The organism is Enterococcus larvae (genome assembly GCF_017830045.1).
Lineage (GTDB): Bacteria > Bacillota > Bacilli > Lactobacillales > Enterococcaceae > Enterococcus_L > Enterococcus_L larvae.
In genome coordinates this window covers 18,762-37,593 of the sequence record NZ_JAEDXU010000009.1, presented here as the reverse complement: position 1 = coordinate 37,593, position 18,832 = coordinate 18,762, and the positions used below count along the sequence as shown (strand labels likewise).

Genomic DNA, 18,832 nt, shown 5'->3' with positions numbered 1-18,832 from the left:
TTTCTTAACAATTATTTATATTCCGCCTTAAATGGAGTATACCAATTTAAAGTACACGCTTCAAATACTGCCCCGTGTAGCTTTCCTTGATTTCAGCAATTTCTTCAGGGGTTCCGATCCCAACGATCGTACCACCACCATCTCCGCCTTCCGGACCTAAATCGATCACATGGTCGGCTGACTTAATCATATCCAAATTATGTTCAATGACCAGAACGGTATTTCCAGCTTCTACTAGACGGTTCAACACATCCAACAGTCGGGAGATATCATCTGAATGAAGTCCTGTTGTCGGTTCATCCAAAATATAGAAATTCTTCCCATTGGAAATGCGATGAAGTTCGCTTGCCAATTTCATCCGTTGAGCTTCTCCTCCGGATAAGGTTGTAGCTGGCTGTCCTAGCGTTACATAGCCAAGCCCAACATCCAATATTGTCTGCAGCTTCCGATGGATTTTCGGTATCGGTTGGAAGAATTCTACAGCATCTTCAACGGTCATTTCAAGAATGTCAGCAATATTCTTTTCTTTATAATGTACATCCAATGTCTCTGAGTTATAACGTTTCCCATGACAGATTTCACAAGGAACATATACATCCGGAAGGAAATGCATCTCTATCTTGATGATTCCGTCTCCTCGACAGGCTTCACAACGTCCGCCTTTGACATTGAAACTGAAGCGGCCCTTTTTATAGCCTCGGACCTTAGCTTCATTTGTCTTTGCAAACAAATCGCGAATGTCGTCAAAAACACTCGTATAAGTTGCCGGATTACTTCTTGGCGTTCGTCCAATCGGGCTTTGATCGATATCAATGATTTTTTCAATCCCTTTATAACCTGTTACACTCTTGTGTTTACCCGGTTTGTTTGAATTTCGGTTGATTTTCTGAGCCAATGCTTTCTTTAAAATCTGATTGACTAGGGTACTTTTCCCTGATCCGGAAACACCAGTCACAGCAACAAATTCTCCCAAAGGAAATTCGACCGTCAAATTCTTCAGATTATTTTCTGCAGCTCCGGTAACCTTGATTGCTTTACCGGTTCCCTTACGACGCTCAGCAGGAACAGGAATCACCTTTTTCCCAGACAGATATTGACCTGTCAGTGAGTTAGGATTTTCCGTCACTTCTTGTGGTGTTCCTGAAGCGACGATTTGTCCGCCCTGTTCTCCGGCTCCCGGACCTACATCGATTAAATAATCCGCCGCTCGCATTGTGTCCTCATCATGTTCAACGACAATCAATGTATTTCCCAGATCACGCATCTTTTTCAGTGACTCGATCAAACGATCATTATCTCGTTGATGAAGTCCAATCGACGGTTCATCTAAGATATATAGTACACCGGAAAGATTCGAACCGATTTGAGTTGCCAGACGAATCCGCTGTGCTTCTCCACCAGAAAGTGTTCCTGAAGCTCTACTCAAGGTCAGGTATTCGAGTCCGACATTTTCAAGGAATGTCAAACGATCTTTTACCTCTTTAAGAATTGGTTTTGCAATCATTTGTTCTTGTTCCGATAATTCCAGCTGTTCAAAGAATGGTAAGCTGTTCTTGATTGCCAGCTCACTGACTTCAGCGATACTATTGCCATTTACTTTTACGGCAAGAGCTTGCGGATTTAAACGGTAGCCTTTACATGAACGACAAGGCAGTTCTGTCATATATGTCCGCATTTGTTCTCTTGTAAAATCACTATTTGTTTCATTGTAGCGGCGTTTGATATTTTTCAGAATCCCTTCAAAAGCCACATCAACATCTCGGACTCCTCCGAACTCATTCTCATAGTGAAAGTGGAACATTTCTCCATTTGATCCGTTCAATATAATATCCTGATGCTCTTTCGGCAAATCATTGAATGGCGTATCTACATCAATACCAAAGCCTTCTGCTGCCTGCTCAAGCATTTGCGGGTAATACTGAGAACTGATTGGATTCCAAGGAACGATAGCTCCTTCTTTTAAGGTCTTTGTAGGATCAGGAATCACAAGATCTCGATCGACTTCAAGTCTCATACCCAAACCATCACAATCAGGACAAGCTCCAAACGGCGCATTGAATGAAAATAGACGCGGTTCAAGCTCCCCGACTGTAAAACCACAGTATGGACAAGCATAATGTTCACTGAACAGCATTTCATCCTGTCCATCCGCATCAACTAGCGCATAGCCTTCAGCCAGACGCAATGCTGCTTCAAAGGAGTCGAACAAACGTGAACGAATGCCCTCCTTCACAATGATTCTATCAATAATGATTTCGATGTCATGTTTCTTATTCTTCTCAAGCTCAGGAACTTCACTTAAGTCATAAACTTCGCCGTCTACCCGTACACGAACATAACCGTCTTTTTGGATAGACTCAAATACTTTCTTATGCTGGCCTTTTTTCTTCACAATCACAGGAGCCATGATCTGGATTTTTGTACGCTCCGGAAGCTCAAGAACTCGGTCAACCATCTGTTCAACAGATTGGCTGGTAATCTCGATATTGTCATTTGGACATATTGGATGACCCACACGAGCAAACAGCAAACGAAGATAATCATTGATCTCTGTTACTGTACCAACAGTGGAGCGAGGGTTCTTACTTGTTGTTTTTTGGTCAATGGAAATTGCCGGACTTAACCCATCAATACTATCAACATCCGGTTTATCCATCTGCCCTAAGAATTGACGAGCATAAGCCGATAGACTCTCGACATACCTTCTCTGACCTTCAGCGTAAAGTGTATCGAAAGCTAAGGAGCTCTTCCCTGATCCTGACAAGCCGGTCACAACAACCAGCTTATCTCTTGGAATCGTCACATCTACATTTTTTAAATTATGAGCTCTCGCTCCGTGTATCACGATTTTATCGTTTGCCATTTTTTACCTCCTAGTCTGAAGCTTTTAATTCGAGGATCGTATCTCTCAACGTTGCTGCCGCTTCAAAATCAAGCGCTTTGGCAGCATCCTTCATTTCTTTTTCCAGCTTCATCAGCAAATCATCTTTTTCCTGTTTCGTTAATTTATCATAAGACTTGCTTACAGTGTATTCTTCATCGTCCTCAGCCACCTTAGAAATCATGATCAAATCACGAATTTCTTTGATGATCGTCTTCGGAACGATGCCGTGCTTCTCGTTATACTCTTCTTGAATCGTCCGACGACGAGCTGTTTCATCCATTGCCTTCTGCATTGAATCAGTAATCTTATCTGCGTACATGATGACCTTGCCTTCTTCATTTCTGGCAGCTCGACCGATCGTCTGTACAAGGGAACGTTCACTTCGTAAGAAGCCTTCCTTATCAGCATCCAAGATAGCAATCAATGATACTTCAGGAACATCTAATCCTTCTCTCAAAAGATTGATCCCAACAAGAACATCAAACTCACCTAAACGCAGATCTCGAATGATCTCTGTCCGCTCCAGCGTCTTGATGTCACTATGCAGATACTTGACCTTGATTCCCAACTCTTTAAAGTAATCTGTCAGGTCCTCTGACATTTTTTTCGTTAATGTTGTAACAAAGACCCGTTGATTCTTCTCAACTCGTTCGTTGATCTCTCCAACTAAATCATCGATCTGTCCCATGATTGGACGAACCTCGATCAATGGATCAAGCAGTCCTGTCGGACGAATGATTTGTTGAATAACGGTATTTGTCTGTTCATGCTCATAAGGTCCCGGTGTTGCAGAGACATAAACAATCTGATGCACATGCTCTTCAAATTCTTCTAATCGCAAAGGACGATTGTCCAGAGCACTCGGCAGACGAAAACCATAATCCACAAGCATTTGCTTTCTAGCTCGGTCTCCATTATACATACCTCTGACCTGAGGCATCGTCACGTGAGATTCATCGATCACAAGCAGGTAATCATCAGGGAAGAAATCCATTAATGTGTACGGCGGTTCGCCTTCTTTACGTCCGTCCATATGTCTGGAATAATTCTCGATACCAGACGTATAGCCCATCTCCCGCATCATTTCGATATCATAATTGGTTCGTTGCTCCAGCCTTTGCGCTTCCAGCAGTTTATTTTCAGAGCGCAGGATCTTCAAACGCTCATCCAATTCGTCCTGAATTTGTCCGATCGCCTGTTCCATATGTTCATCGTTGGTCACAAAGTGAGTCGCCGGAAATATTGCTACGTGTTCTGTTTCACCTAATATCTCACCAGTCAACGCATCAACTTCTCTGATTCGCTCGATCTCATCACCGAAAAACTCAACTCTCAATGCATGATCATCCTTAGAGGCTGGGAAAATTTCCACAACATCCCCTCGGACACGGAAACGCCCCCGTTGAAAGTCAATATCATTTCGATCGAACTGTATTCCTACAAGCTGCTTCAACAGCTCTCCTCGTTCAATCTCCATGCCGACTCGCAAAGAAACTACCTGATCATTGTACTCCTCCGGATCTCCCAAACCAAAGATACAGGAAACAGAAGCAACAACAATCACATCATTACGCTCCAGCAATGCACTCGTTGCCGAGTGACGCAATTTGTCGATTTCATCATTGATACTGGCATCTTTTTCAATATATGTATCACTTGAAGGTACATAAGCCTCGGGCTGATAGAAATCATAATAGCTGACAAAATACTCTACTGCATTATTTGGGAAAAATTCTTTGAACTCCCCATACAGCTGACCTGCCAGTGTTTTATTATGCGCAATAACAAGCGTCGGTTTATTTACTTCCTTTATAACGTTCGAAATGGTAAAGGTTTTTCCTGTTCCAGTTGCACCTAAAAGAATCTGAGCCTTTTCTCCACCCTCGACTCCTTCTATCAACTTTTCAATCGCCTGAGGCTGATCGCCGTCGGGCTGATACTTTGATACCAATTCAAATTTTCTTGAGTTATCTCTTTCAATCATTCGATATTCTCCCTTCGTGTAGTTTCTCTCACTAAAAAAGGAAAAGAGTATAATTTCTACTCCCTGAATCATTTTAACATACCGAACATATTTTCGCCACTTCTATAATTTATGTTATTTTATATATCTTTTAGTCATTATAAAATTTCTTAAAGATTTAAAAAATAACCTTATAGGAACTTCACGTTTTTAAAATCCCATTCGTTGATATGTGACAAAATATAACATGGAAAGTTAGTTTTTTTTTATTTTTTTCAGAAATTCTGCTGAAATATTTGTTTTCCACCTGCTTTTTGCTATATAATTACTAAATATGCAAATATTTAGGAGGATTTTTTTTATGAAGAAGAAGCATCTTTTATTTTCTTTTCTCGCTATGCTTATCAGCCTGTTTGTTCTAACAATCGGCAAACCGGCTTCAGCAGAGGAAAAAACCTATGACATCGGAACGGATTTGACATTTGCTCCGTTTGAATTCCAAGATTCAAATGACGAATATATCGGTATCGATATAGACTTATTGAATGCCATCGCCGAAGATCAAGGGTTCAACGTAAATCTAAAGCCTCTTGGATTTGATTCTGCTATTCAAGCAGTCCAATCAGGGCAAATTGACGGTATGATCGCCGGTATGAGTATTACTGACGAACGAAAGAAATCATTTGATTTTTCAGAGCCTTATTTCGATAGCGGGCTGCAGATGGCAGTCAAGCAAGGAAATACTTCTATTAAAGACTATGACGACTTAGATGGAAAAACAGTAGCTGCTAAAGTTGGTACAGAAAGTGCCGCATTCCTTGAAAAAAATGAGGATAAATATGGTTATACAATCAAAAATTTTGATGATGCAACAGGTCTTTATCAAGCACTTCAGAATGGTGAAGCAGATGCAATTTTTGATGACTATCCAGTACTTGGCTATGCTATTACTAATGGACAAAAGCTGCAATTGGTAGGAGATAAAGAAACAGGCAGTTCTTATGGGTTTGCAGTGAAAAAAGGCAAAAACCCTGAACTGATTGAAATGTTCAATGCCGGTCTGAAAAAACTGAAGGAAGACGGCACATACGATAAAATCGTTGCAAAATATATCTCATCTGGTACAGAAGATGATGATACCGAGATGAAACAGATCGAACCAAAAAAGGATGTTTACTCTATTGCCAGTGATTCAACTTTTGCTCCGTTTGAATTTCAAAATGCTGATGGTGAGTATGAGGGCATCGATGTTGATTTAATGAATCGTATCGCTGAATTACAAGGATTCACGATCGAGTTCAAATTCATCGGCTTCAGCTCAGCTGTCCAAGCAGTAGAATCCGGTCAAGCAGACGGCATGATTGCAGGGATGACCATCACTGACGAACGGGAAAAATCATTTGACTTCTCCACACCATATTTCGACAGTGGTATTCAGATCGCTGTTAAAGAGGGAAATGATTCTATCACTTCATACAGTGACTTGAAGGACAAAACAGTCGGTGCAAAAATTGGGACAGAAAGCGCAGACTTCCTGGAAGCAAATAAGGATAAATACGGTTACTCAATCAAATATCTTGATACAACTGACGCCCTTTACAGTGCATTAGAAATCAACGAAATCGATGCGATGATGGACGATTATCCAGTCATTGGCTACGGGATTGCTCAAGGGCAGCCACTCTCTACACCTATTCCTCGTGAAGAAGGCGGTTCTTATGGCTTCGCAGTGAAAAAAGGAAAGAATGCAGAGCTAGTGGAAATGTTCAACGAGGGATTAGCTGAGTTGAAAAGAACTGGTGAATACGATGAGATTGTCGGCAAATACGTGAAAGACGGCAGTGTTGAAAACACAGTAGATGAATCAACGTTTGCTGGTATGATCAAAAACAACTGGAAGCGCCTGTTGAGCGGTCTTTGGATGACGGTTCAATTGACACTGATTTCCTTTGTACTAGCTTTGATTCTAGGTGTTATCTTTGGACTATTCAGCGTCTCACCAATCAAAGCATTACGTGTATTTGCAACTATTTATGTAGATATCATTCGTGGGATTCCATTGATGGTTGTAGCTTTCTTCATTTACTTTGGCCTGCCCGGTTTACTTGGATTTAATATTCCGGTGTTTATTGCAGGGATCATTACATTGACCTTGAATGCCAGTGCTTATATTTCAGAAATCGTTCGTGGTGGTATCAAAGCTGTGCCAGTTGGACAGATGGAGGCGTCACGAAGCTTAGGACTTTCTTATAATCGGACAATGCAAAAAATCATTTTACCGCAGGCAATCAAAATCATGCTTCCTTCATTCGTCAATCAGTTTGTTATTTCATTGAAGGACACAACGATTCTTTCAGCAATCGGTTTGATTGAGTTACTGCAGACAGGGAAAATCATTGTTGCACGTAATCTGCAGAGTACAATGGTTTATCTGATCATCGCTGTGATGTATCTTATTCTGATCACATCATTAACAAAACTGGCTAAAGTGCTGGAAAAGAGGGTGAAATAAATGACAGAAAAAATTCTTGTTGAGCATCTAGTTAAAAAATATGGCGATAATACCGTTTTAAATGATATCAATGTATCGATCAATGAAGGAGATGTCGTTTGCGTCATCGGGCCTTCCGGTTCAGGTAAAAGTACATTCCTGCGCTGCTTGAATCAATTAGAAGAAGCAACAAGCGGGGACATCATCATTGACGGAGCAAACTTGACTGACAAGAATACCGACATCAATAAGGTTAGACAGCACATTGGAATGGTATTCCAGCATTTCAACTTGTTTCCTCATCTGTCTGTATTAGAGAATATCACATTGGCTCCTGTCGATCTTGGACGTATGTCCCCTTCTGAAGCAAATGATAAAGCTGTCAAGCTGTTGGATACAGTCGGCTTGGCGGACAAAAAAGACAGCTATCCTAAATCTCTGTCCGGTGGGCAAAAGCAGCGTGTAGCGATTGCACGAGCACTTGCAATGAATCCGGACATCATGCTTTTCGACGAGCCGACATCTGCGCTTGATCCGGAAATGGTTGGCGATGTGCTGAACGTTATGAAGAAGCTGGCAAAGCAAGGGATGACCATGGTTATCGTTACCCATGAAATGGGCTTTGCAAAAGAAGTAGCCAACCGTGTCATGTTCATCGATGGCGGCAACTTCTTAGAAGATGGAACACCACAACAAATCTTCGAGTCACCGCAGCATGAACGTACACAGGACTTCCTGAATAAAGTATTGAATATCTGATAAACTAAAAATGAGCGAGCCTCCCTTTTATGGAGACTCGCTCATTTATTTTTTCATGAATAGTTCACAAGAACAAATCGATCCAATTCTCGTATCCCTTCTATGATATCTTCTTCGGACAGTTTCATTGGCATTTGCTGCAGACTATCTCCTTTGACCATTGACTGTCGAGCGATTGTCAGTAATTGCTCTTCATCTTTTGTATCAATCCCCATGTCTTCACAGGTAGTTGGTAAACCTAACTCGCGGAAAAGCGTAATATAGCGTTTCAACATTTCTTCTGACTGCTTTTCTAAAACCAATTGTACAAGAGTCGTGAATGCTACCTTCTCCCCATGCATCAGCTGATCTGCCTTACCATGAATGGCAGAAAAACCATTATGCAGTGCATGAGCAGCTGCCAGACCACCACTTTCAAAGCCTAGTCCACTCATTAATGTATTTGCTTCAACCACCGCATCAAACGCTGGTGTTACTGTTTTATTCCTATTATCTTCCATCGCCTGCAAACCATAGCTGAACAGGATTTCCTCACATTTTTCAGCAATTGCCAACGCGGTCAAAGTCGGTGCTTTCCCTAAAATATTTGCTCCTTGTTTTTTCCATACAGCTCTTGCTTCAATTGCAGTTGATAAGCCGTCAGCAATCCCGGCTGCCAAAAGACGAGCTGGTGCATTGACAACTACTGCAGTATCAACAAGTACAAGATCAGGATTTCTTTGATAAAATTCATAGTTTCTAAAACGTCCGTCTGCTTCATAGAAAACAGAAACAGAGGAAGTCGGTGCATCTGTTGACGCTGTAGTGGGCAGTATCGCTATTTTCAGCTTCAACTTTGCGGCGATTGCTTTTCCTATATCAATGATTTTCCCGCCACCTAATGCTGCCAGTACTTCAATACTATTGGCTTCAATGTCTTTTGATAGTTGACTGATAGCTTCCGGAGATACCTCTCCTGAGAATATTGCAGACTCTACTTCCAGTCCAGCTGCCTTCAAATACTCTTCGTAGTCCTTCCCAAGCATGTCCCAAACAAAGGAATCTGTGAGCAGCAATAGCTTACTTCCTAACTCTTTCAGATACTCGGCGCTCTGTTGAAGTACATGTTCTCCTTGCACATATTTTGATGGACTGATAAATAATTTTTCCATGATCTTCACCTCTTCTATACTAGTTTGTCACAACCTGTTCAGCTAGGCAATATCTAATGCCAAAAAGTGAGTGGGACAATAATCTGTTTCCACTCTCTTTTTCATACCTTAAATCCGAATAAACGGCGAGTCAGAAGCAGCTCCTACGGCAATAAGCCGGAATTCAACAAAAATTTGTGAAACAATTTTCGTGAATTTCGGCTTATTGTTTTGAATCACTGTGGTTGCTTATAAATTAAGCAGAACAGATGCTGAAAAGTACCTACCTTGTGCTTGTAGCTAAACACTTCTGCCTCGGCCTATTCTTATAAACGTTATCTTTTTTTCAATCGTGCTTTTTGAATCGTTAGGATTTCATTTAGGTCGTACGGTGTTAGCTGATAAACATCGTTCAGCCAGTTACGATACAACAGATGAGCATGACTGCGCCAAGTATTGCAAATCCCCTTCTCTACAGAATCATCAATAAAATAATTCTCGGGTATAGCTGTATCCAGTCCCTTCTCCTGATCGCGGAGATACTCCTGTTTTAAAGAATCTGTATCGTATTCAAAATGTCCCAACAGAAAAATATCATGATTGTCAGCAGAAATCAGGATCGTTCCGCCTATGTCAGGATTCCCAGCAACTACACGTAGACGAGCCGGGTCGATTTGCTTTTCATTGATTCCTGTGTAGCGAGATTGCGGTGCATCAAAGCGATCGTCAAAGCCGCGAAAGAGGCGATGATTTTCTGTAGGGTACTGGCTGTAAATCCCAAATAATTTTTTATCATAGCTTGTTTTATCAACTTGATAATGATGATACAACCCAGCCTGTGCCCCCCAGCAAATATGAATAACAGAAGTCACATTCGTCTGACTCCAATCCATGATTTCCACCATCTCCTGCCAGTAATTCACCTCTTCAAAAGGCATCTGTTCAACAGGTGCTCCAGTAATGATCATGCCGTCATATGTCCGTTCTCGTATCTCGTCAAATGACAGATAGAATTGTGCTAGATGAGTCACACTAGTATTTTTATGGATGTGTGAAGAAATTTTCAAGAAATCAACATCAATTTGCAGCGGACTTTGACTGATCAAGCGGAGCAGTTGGGTTTCTGTATCGATTTTATTTGGCATCAAATTCAAAATCAACAGCTTCAACGGACGGATATCTTGTGCTGCTGCTCGTTCATTATCGATCGCAAATATATTCTCTTTTTCCAATACCTGTTTTGCAGGAAAGTCTTCAATCAATTTGATTGGCATTACGCTTAGGCCTCCAATTGTTCAAATGCTTGTTTTAAATCCGCTAAAATATCATTTACATTTTCAATACCGCAAGAAATGCGAATCAATCCAGAAGAAATACCAGCACTTTTCAGTTCTTCTTCTGAAAGCTGACGATGCGTTGAGGTAGCCGGATGTAATGCACAAGTCCGAATATCCGCCACGTGAACCTCCAAAGATACCAGTTCTAAAGCATCCAACCATTTAGCAGCAGTTTCTTTTCCTGCCCCAACTTCAAAGGAAATCACACCGCACAGACCATTCGGTACATACTTTTGTGCCAGTTCATAGTTCTCATCACTTTCCAGACCCGGATACGTAACGGATGAAACGGACGGCTGCTCCTTTAAAAATTCAGCAACTGCTAACGCATTTTGATAATGACGATCCATTCTGACAGCCAAAGTTTCCATTCCCAGATTCAGCAAAAAGGAATTTTGCGGTGAAGGTGTCGCGCCCAAATCTCTCATCAGCTGTACTCGTGCTTTAGTGATATAAGCAGCTGATCCAAAAGTTTCTGTATAAACCAAGTTATGATAGGTAACATCTGGTTCACTTAATTGCGGAAATTTGCCGTTGGCCCAATTGAACTTCCCACTATCAACAATGACTCCACCCGTTTGCACAGCATGCCCATCCAGATATTTTGTCGTGCTATGGATCACAATATCTGCTCCATATTCGATTGGTCGACAGAAATAAGGTGTTGCAAATGTATTATCAATAAGAAATGGCAGCTCGGCTTCATGGGCCAGCTGTACAAACTTCTCAATATCAAGCACATGCATGGCAGGATTGGCGATTGTTTCTGCAAACACTGCTTTGGTATTCGGACGAATCGCCTTTTTCAATTCCTCTAGTGGAGCTGTTTGATCAACAAAGGTGACTTCAATACCCATTTTCCTAAAAGTGTGAGCAAATAGATTGAATGTACCGCCATAAACGTAGGAAGAAGAAACCAAATGATCGCCAGATTCCAGAATATTCAGGATCGCAAAGAAGGTTGCAGCTTGTCCCGAAGCTGTACACAGTGCACCAACACCGCCCTCTAGCGCAGCAATTTTTTCTTCAGTTGCATTTGTTGTCGGATTCCCGATCCGTGTGTAAAAATAACCCGCTGTTTCTAAATCAAACAGCTTCCCGATTTCCTCTGTTGAATCATACGTATACGTCGTACTTTGAACGATCGGCACAACTCTGGGTTCCCCATTCCCCGGCTGGTAGCCTGCGTGTAGACACTTTGTTTCAAATTCCATAATTGATCCCTCCATGATTTTTCTACTTCATTTTTTTGTTTTCTGCCTTGATTTATAAGCAAAAAGCTCCCGTCTTTTCCCGCAAGTCTGCGGAAAAGGACGGGAGCTTAAACTCCGTGTTACCACCTTTTTTTGCTGTATTCTTTCAAATACAGCCTCAATCAGTACAGATGTTTCTGAACATTCTCATTCATCAATACTGCTATGCTGTAACGGGCATCCCCGTTGATCGTTTGTCTCATCGATTCACGACCACCTGCTCAAAGACCATCTTCCAAATTGCTTCCTCTGCTTCTTTTCACCTACTGAAGCTCTCTTTAAAATTCGTCAATCTGTACTCTTCTTTTCAATGCGTATAACCTATGTTATTGCATACACTATACTTGATTTTTCAGAGTCAGTCAATAAGAAAAATGCTTATAAGAGCTTATCATTCCTCAATAAAATAGCATAAAAAAACAGCAAATGGAATTGAAGCAGTTGATAGGTTCATCAGATGAAGCGGGAACAGTGCTTTCTTCTATTATCTATTTCGTCAGTTGAGCTAATCGTTCTGTGACTTCCTCTTCGCTTAAATGGTGTGTCTGCATGTAGCGATTTGCAGGATGCTGGCTGCATTCCACTGAGCAGCCGCCCAAATGTTTTTCTTCATTCTCTTCCGATGCGAGGATTTGTCTGTTACAGTATGGATTCGCGCAATTAATATAACGCTCACAAGGAGTACCATCAAACCAATCTTTTCCGATGATCTGTTTATCTACCTGATTGATTTCTACACTGATTCGCTCATCAAACACATACATTTTTCCATCCCAATACTCTCCCATGGTTTTTGGATCTCTACCATAATTTGCGATTCCTCCATGTAGCTGACCGACATCCTCAAAGCCTTCTCTCAGAAGCCAACCGGAAAATTTCTCGCATCGGATACCACCAGTACAATAGGTAACAACCTTCTTATCCATGAACTGCTCCTTATTCTCACGAATCCATTGCGGCAGCTCTCTAAAATTGCGGATATCGGGACGAACAGCACCTCTAAAGTGGCCTAGATCATATTCATAATCATTTCTGGCATCTAAAACAATCGTATTTTCATCGATCAAAGCTTCCCGAAATGCTTCTGGATCAAGATACTTACCTGTTAATGCCAACGGATCGATATCGTCTTCCAGATTCAGAGCTACCAACTCTTGTCTTGGACGAACAAACAGCTTTTTGAAGGCGTGCTCATCTGCCGTATCAACTTTAAAAAAAGTATCCTTAAAGCGTTCGTCTGCCAGCATCATTTCCATATATTGATTTGTTTCTTCCACTGTTCCCGATAGTGTCCCATTGATTCCTTCATTTGCCACCAGAATTCTACCCTTTAAATGCAACGACTGACAAAATGCCAGATGTTCTTTTGCAAACTGCTCCGGATCCTCGATTGTCGTATATTGATAGTATAAAAGTACTTGAAAATTCATGTTGTTCTCCTTTGGTTTGTTGTAGAAACTGCTCAGGTAACTTCGCAGGTTCTTCATTCTTGTGGTCCGATGTCCCTTTCCCTAGCATTCTTGATAAAAGGGAAATGGCTCTCCTTTGCTTTGGTGTAGAAACTGCTCAGGTAACTTCGCAGGTTCTTCATTCTTGTGGTCCGATGTCCATTTCCCTAGTATTCTTGATAAAAGGGAAATGGCTCTCCTTTTCTCCTTTGAGGAAACTGCTCAGGTAACTTTACAGTTTCTTCATTCTTGTGGTCCGATGTCCATTTCCCTAGTATTCTTGATAAAAGGGAAATGGCTCTCCTTTGCTTTGGTGTGGAAACTGCTCAGGTAACTTTACAGTTTCCTCATTCTTGTGGTCCGATGTCCCTTTCCCTAGCATTCTTGATAAAAGGGAAATGGCTCTCCTTTGCTTTGGTGTGGAAACTGCTCAGGTAACTTTACAATTTCCTCATTCTTGTGGTCCGATAGCCATTATTTCTAGAGGTTCCTACATTAGAATAATGGTTCTCCTTTTCTCCTTTGATGAAACTACTCAAGTAATTTCGTAGTTTCTTCATTTCGGTGGTCCGATGTCCCTTTCCCTAGTATTCTTGATAAAAGGGAAATGGCTCTCCTTTTACAAAACTAGTCAGATAACTTCCTAGTTTCTTCGTTTTGTCTTTTATGGAATCTGATTGGATAGTTTTCTATTCATACTTTTTTAGTATATAAAATGGAAAAGCTGTAATGCCAGATTTATGCTTGTAAGTAATTACACAAGTGCAACAAAAAAAGCAGCTCTGCAAAAGCTGCTTTTGAATCATTTCTTATTGGCCGGATACTGCAAAATAGTTGCCGTCGTTGTCTGCAAAGTTAAAGACTAGCTCACCGCCTGGTAATTGTACTAACTCGCCAAGTGTAACGCCATTTTCCTTCATTCCTTTGTAAAGCCCTGTAATGTCTTCACTGAAAAACATCAATGACGGCGTATTGCCGGCAACTTCAGGAGAATGCTGCTGAATGAATGCCAACTCATAAAGAACGATTCTTGTAGAAGATTTTTCACTTGGAGCAATCTCTACAACGATTGTTCCATCCACTGCGTCTCTTTCTGTTTCAATAAATCCGATACTCTGCCAGAATTTACTTGATTCATTCACATCATTCACATACAACATGATTTTTACTTGCTCTGTAAACATTTCTATTCCCTCCAACAATTCATTCTATCTATATAATTATATACTTTCTATTTTAACTTATGTTATGCTAAAAAAATAACTATTTGTTTACAGGAGGGAAAATTGATGAAGTTAACAGTTTTAGTGGATAATAATGTGTACATTGACCATTATTATTACGGCGAGCCTGCGTTATCCTTTTTTATTGAAGATGAGGAAGAGGCCATTCTTTTTGACACTGGCTACAGCCATGTCTTTTTTGAAAACGCGAAGAAATTAGGAATCGATCTGACACGCAGTAACAGATTAGTCCTCTCTCATGGGCACAACGATCACACTGGCGGCTTAGTTCATATTGACACCCTGTTCACTCAACAAAAGCCGGAGATCGTTGCTCATCCACTGACTTTTTTCCCTAAGCGTGCGGAAGAAGGCGTCATTGGCTCACCCGAAAGTGCAGAAAAACTTCAACGAAATTATACTCTGACCCTTTCAAAAGAACCACTTGCTATCTCTAAAAATATTACTTTTTTAGGCGAGATTCCTCAACTGGTTGATTTTGAACCACGCCAGCAGGTCGGCGAAACAAAATTGACTGATACGTATACAGCGGACTATGTATTGGATGATTCCGCATTGGTCTTCACAGGAAAGGACGGTCTTTATATCATTACCGGCTGCTCTCATAGCGGCATTTGTAATATCTGTGAGTATGCAAAAAAAGTTACTGGAATTAATAAAATCATGGGTGTGATCGGCGGCTTTCACCTATTTGATGAAGATGAACAGCTGGAAAAAACGATCCAATATTTAAAAGAAAACAATATCCCTGAACTCTTCCCTTGCCACTGTGTTTCTTTTGCTGCAAAATCAGCAATCCATCAGGAAATACCAATCGGTGAAGTCGGTGTCGGGATGTGTGTGGAATGGGAATAACAGAAGGAATAAAAAGAATCATGAATTAGATCAGACTCCTCAGACTATGGCGGACCATCGCCGTAGTCTTTTTCTTCTCTTTCTCCTCCAATCACGTCGATTATTCCACGCTCTAAAAAATGATTTTTTATTTATAAGTTTACATACATACGGTATGTATGTTAAAATACAACCAACAACAAATAAAGGAGGAATAACCATGACAACCAGTTTTTATCCCGTTCTTATGAGTACAGACATCAACGCTGCAAAAAAATTTTTTATCGAACTATTTCATTTTGAGGTCACCTTTACTAGCGAATGGTATATCAGTTTAAAAAATGAGCAGGATTTTGAGTTGGCATTGATTGATAGCAGCCATGACACAATTCCTGATAAATACAAAACTGAGTGTAAGGGAATCATCCTGAATTTCGAGGTTGAAGATGTTGACAGTGTTTATGCGGAGATAAAGAAAAATGATGTAACAATCCTGATGGATATCAAAAACGAAGATTTCGGTCAACGGCATTTCATGATCGAGAGTCCTGACGAATTGATTATTGATATTATTCAGAATATCCCTCCAAGTGAAGAATTTCTGGAAAGCTATACAACCGAGGAAGATAGAGATGCCTAAAAATAAAAAAGAGTTGGCCTCCATCAAAACAACACAGAATTTGATTGCAGCGGCTAGAAAGCATTTTTCTCAATACGGCTATGCAAAAACCTCTCTTGAAGCAATCGTTGAAGAATTGGCTATAACAAGAGGAGCACTTTATCATCACTTCAAGGGTAAAAAAGCGTTGTTTCTTGCCGTGTTAAATCAAGTACAATCTGAGGTTGGTGCTAATGTCGAAAAAGAAGCAATGACCTCAGAAGACATCTGGGAGCAATTAGTACTGGGGTGTGTCGGCTTTGTAGAAGCAGCTACACGTGAATCCAATCGAAGAATCCTATTGATTGATGCACCTAATGTGATTGATTGGACCGAATGGCGTAAAATCGATAATGAGAACTCCGTCGCCTTATTGGAAGAACAACTATTAGTGATCCAAGCAAAAGGAGAATTAATCAGCCTTGATGTTCGATTGATGGCCCATATGATTTCCGGAGCATTGAATGATTTGGCACTCTATCAAGCAGAATCTGACATTTTAGACAAAGAGACAATCCACGATGCCATCACCTATCTACTGAAAGGTTTTAAGAAAAATGACTAAAAAATTTAAAGACTATTATGATTGCGATTACGCTCTTGAGCTATCTCAACGAATCGTAGTTGTCTATCCACAGTTTCAAACAGATCGTTTTCTTTCCTTACTCAGCCCAAGCCTTGAACAGCTTGAATTTAACGATAGGCAGGTACTTTTAGCAAGCTCCTTAAAAGAAGTACTATCGTTGAATTATCAAGAAACGATTGCTCTTTTTGAAAAAATTCTCGGTCCAGAGCTGGAAAGCAGTCTTGGCATGTTCACAGAAGGCTATTGGTTGTGGCCGATTGGCAAATACGTGGAGCTGTATGGAGATACAGACTTCGAAATCAGCACCTCCTTCAGTAAGGAATTGACTAAACGTTTTACCGGAGAATTTTGTATGCGTCCTATCATTCTTGCCTTTCCTGAACAATCGATGCAGCTCTTATTGAAATGGAGCTTGGATGAGAACAAACGCGTGCGCCGACTGGCTAGTGAATGTATTCGAATCCGTCTGCCTTGGGCGAAAAAATTATATACTGCACTAGATTATTTTGATATCTACTCTGAACTACTGACAAATTTAAAAGATGATTCCGATAAAACGATTCAAAAAAGTGTAGCCAATAATCTAAATGACCTATACAAGGATGATCCTGTCAGATTTGAAACAATTATTTCAGCTTGGGAAACCGAGGATACCACGAAAGAATGCATATGGATCATCAAACATGCCTCAAGAACTAAAAGAAAACGAGAAAGTTCAATCTAAAGATTGATTAGCTAAAGGAAGAAAGGAATGAAGCGACTAGTGAGTGCTATCATTTCCTCACTTCCTTTTTATCCTGCTCAAGAAGTCATTGAAAAGAAGCTGCCGCCTTGATTCCTACCTTACTCAGTCAGTGTTTGATTTGCTGAAGAATCATTCGCATAAGGGAACTGGTTATCCGTCAGCTTGAAGGAAAATGTTTTTCGATCAACTAGTCCAACCAGCTGTTCACTTTGATAAAGTTCCATTAGAAATTCTGCTGTTTCCTCACTAGAGTGGTACCTTTCGAAAGCTTTATCATAGTTATAACTTTTTAGGCTATTTGCAATTTGTCCAAATTCTGTTTTTGTTGCAGCCGGAGCAAATACTTTTGCCTGCAATGGAGAATTATTTGCACGTAGTTCTAAGCCTAGAGCTTCAGTAAAGGCACTGACATAGAACTTAGCGGCACAATAAGTAACTGCGTTAGGAACCATGACATAACCGCCTGCCGATGACACATTAATGAGTTGTGTCCCTTTTTCTGAACGATATTTTTCTACATACAAAGTAGAAAGAATCGTTACTGCTTCAACATTCAATGATAGAAGCTGTTTTGTTTTTGTCAGACTTTGCTCCTGAACAGCACCATAATGACCAACTCCCGCATTATTTATCCAAGCTTCAATAAAATATCTTTCCAACACTTCAAACAGCTCTACTACTCTTTTACTATTCGTTAAATCAGTAGGTTTTATGATGATTTCTAAATTTGGGTACTGCCTAAGCAGCTTGTTTTTCAACATGATCAACCGTTCTTCTCTTCTTGCAATCAAAATCAAATGCTTGCCTTGCTCCGCAAACTTTCCAGCCAAAGAATAACCGATTCCTGAGCTTGCGCCTGTAATTGCTACATACTTTTTCATAGATATCCCTCCTTGATGTTGTATTTCTCACTTTACATGCTGGAGTGCGCTCTATGTCAATAAAAAGAGGCTGAGTCAAAATTCGCCACATCAGAACTACTGCAGTAGTTCTGATGTGGCAAAGCAATTTCGGCTTAATTTCGAAGGAGCAGCTTTGAGCTCGCCGTTTACACGTGTTTAGAGTGTGAGACAGTTTCTAATTTGATTATTGTCTTACACCCCTTGATCATGCTTTGCTTCAAGCAGGCTTTTATAAATCATCATCTTATCCATCAAAAATACAAGACTTTGGTCGATTTCTTCTCGACGTTTGGTAAGGAGCGCATGCTGGTTATCGAGAAGCTCAAGCCTAAGTTCAATCGTTTCCTCGCCTTGATAACGAAGCACTGCATATTCCTTTATCTTTTTGATGGGCATGCCTATCTCTTTCAATCTCTTGATAAACGCTATCCAAGCCGCATCATCCTCATCATATACTCTTCGATTGATTTCATTTCGCTTCGGTATGATCAGTTTTTCCTTTTCATAATAGCGTAAAGTATCAATGGATAAGCCTACCTTTTTGGAAAAATTACCAATTGTGTACACCATTTCCCCTCCTTCTTGCTCTGCTGTTCAA

At 40.6% G+C, this 18,832-nt stretch carries 15 protein-coding genes and 1 other annotated feature; of the genes, 6 read left to right on the top strand and 9 right to left on the bottom strand.

Features of this window, described 5'->3' with window-relative positions; all coding sequences use genetic code 11:
• Positions 1 to 46: 46 nt before the first annotated feature.
• Together uvrA and uvrB are read right to left on the bottom strand one after the other, a co-directional pair.
• Positions 47 to 2,863 (bottom strand): excinuclease ABC subunit UvrA, encoded by a 2,817-nt coding sequence (uvrA, locus tag I6N96_RS15395; RefSeq protein ID WP_209558456.1) that lies wholly within the window; start codon positions 2,861 to 2,863, stop codon positions 47 to 49.
• Between the two features lie 10 nt (positions 2,864 to 2,873).
• Positions 2,874 to 4,868 carry an excinuclease ABC subunit UvrB gene (gene uvrB, locus I6N96_RS15390; protein ID WP_209558455.1) on the bottom strand — a complete coding sequence of 665 codons (1,995 nt, stop codon included), beginning with the start codon at positions 4,866 to 4,868 and terminating at the stop codon, positions 2,874 to 2,876.
• A gap of 340 nt (positions 4,869 to 5,208) precedes the next feature.
• Between uvrB and I6N96_RS15385 the strand changes: the two genes are divergently transcribed.
• Together I6N96_RS15385 and I6N96_RS15380 are read left to right on the top strand one after the other, a co-directional pair.
• Entirely contained in the window at positions 5,209 to 7,359 is a 2,151-nt protein-coding gene (locus I6N96_RS15385) for an amino acid ABC transporter substrate-binding protein/permease (RefSeq protein ID WP_209558454.1), read from the top strand.
• On the top strand, positions 7,360 to 8,097 hold the full coding sequence (locus I6N96_RS15380; RefSeq protein WP_209558453.1) for an amino acid ABC transporter ATP-binding protein: 738 nt from the start codon (positions 7,360 to 7,362) through the stop codon (positions 8,095 to 8,097).
• 53 nt (positions 8,098 to 8,150) lie between these two features.
• Here the strand turns inward: I6N96_RS15380 and I6N96_RS15375 are convergent, their stop codons facing one another.
• The 5 genes from I6N96_RS15375 to I6N96_RS15355 form a co-directional block, all read right to left on the bottom strand.
• Positions 8,151 to 9,248 carry a glycerol dehydrogenase gene (locus I6N96_RS15375; RefSeq protein ID WP_209558452.1) on the bottom strand — a complete coding sequence of 366 codons (1,098 nt, stop codon included), beginning with the start codon at positions 9,246 to 9,248 and terminating at the stop codon, positions 8,151 to 8,153.
• 314 nt (positions 9,249 to 9,562) lie between these two features.
• Positions 9,563 to 10,501, bottom strand: a complete 939-nt coding sequence (locus I6N96_RS15370) for a homoserine O-succinyltransferase (protein ID WP_209558451.1) — start codon at positions 10,499 to 10,501, stop codon at positions 9,563 to 9,565.
• Positions 10,502 to 10,506: 5 nt separating this feature from the next.
• Positions 10,507 to 11,778, bottom strand: a complete 1,272-nt coding sequence (locus I6N96_RS15365; protein WP_209558450.1) for an O-acetylhomoserine aminocarboxypropyltransferase/cysteine synthase family protein — start codon at positions 11,776 to 11,778, stop codon at positions 10,507 to 10,509.
• Between the two features lie 92 nt (positions 11,779 to 11,870).
• Positions 11,871 to 12,137 (bottom strand) — a binding site (T-box leader).
• A gap of 168 nt (positions 12,138 to 12,305) precedes the next feature.
• Positions 12,306 to 13,247 (bottom strand): oxygen-dependent tRNA uridine(34) hydroxylase TrhO, encoded by a 942-nt coding sequence (trhO, locus tag I6N96_RS15360; RefSeq protein WP_209558449.1) that lies wholly within the window; start codon positions 13,245 to 13,247, stop codon positions 12,306 to 12,308.
• Positions 13,248 to 14,074: 827 nt separating this feature from the next.
• Positions 14,075 to 14,449, bottom strand: a complete 375-nt coding sequence (locus I6N96_RS15355; RefSeq protein ID WP_209558448.1) for a VOC family protein — start codon at positions 14,447 to 14,449, stop codon at positions 14,075 to 14,077.
• Between the two features lie 105 nt (positions 14,450 to 14,554).
• Between I6N96_RS15355 and I6N96_RS15350 the strand changes: the two genes are divergently transcribed.
• The 4 genes from I6N96_RS15350 to I6N96_RS15335 all read left to right on the top strand — a co-directional run bounded on the left by I6N96_RS15350 (position 14,555) and on the right by I6N96_RS15335 (position 17,311).
• Positions 14,555 to 15,364: an MBL fold metallo-hydrolase gene (locus I6N96_RS15350; protein WP_209558447.1), complete on the top strand. Its 810-nt coding sequence runs from the start codon at positions 14,555 to 14,557 to the stop codon at positions 15,362 to 15,364.
• 199 nt (positions 15,365 to 15,563) lie between these two features.
• Positions 15,564 to 15,983, top strand: coding sequence for a VOC family protein (locus I6N96_RS15345; RefSeq protein WP_209558446.1), 420 nt, complete (start codon positions 15,564 to 15,566; stop codon positions 15,981 to 15,983).
• Positions 15,976 to 16,566: a TetR/AcrR family transcriptional regulator gene (locus I6N96_RS15340; protein WP_209558445.1), complete on the top strand. Its 591-nt coding sequence runs from the start codon at positions 15,976 to 15,978 to the stop codon at positions 16,564 to 16,566. Before I6N96_RS15345 ends, I6N96_RS15340 begins: the two co-directional genes overlap by 8 nt.
• A complete protein-coding gene (locus I6N96_RS15335; RefSeq protein WP_209558444.1) occupies positions 16,559 to 17,311 on the top strand; it encodes a DNA alkylation repair protein in 753 nt (250 codons plus the stop codon). The genes I6N96_RS15340 and I6N96_RS15335 overlap by 8 nt, the downstream gene beginning before the upstream one ends.
• A gap of 119 nt (positions 17,312 to 17,430) precedes the next feature.
• Here I6N96_RS15335 and I6N96_RS15330 read toward each other — a convergent pair whose 3' ends face one another.
• Entirely contained in the window at positions 17,431 to 18,213 is a 783-nt protein-coding gene (locus I6N96_RS15330; RefSeq protein ID WP_209558443.1) for an SDR family NAD(P)-dependent oxidoreductase, read from the bottom strand.
• Between the two features lie 213 nt (positions 18,214 to 18,426).
• Complete coding sequence (locus tag I6N96_RS15325; RefSeq protein WP_209558442.1) at positions 18,427 to 18,804, bottom strand: MerR family transcriptional regulator; 378 nt, start codon at positions 18,802 to 18,804, stop codon at positions 18,427 to 18,429.
• Positions 18,805 to 18,832: the final 28 nt, after the last annotated feature.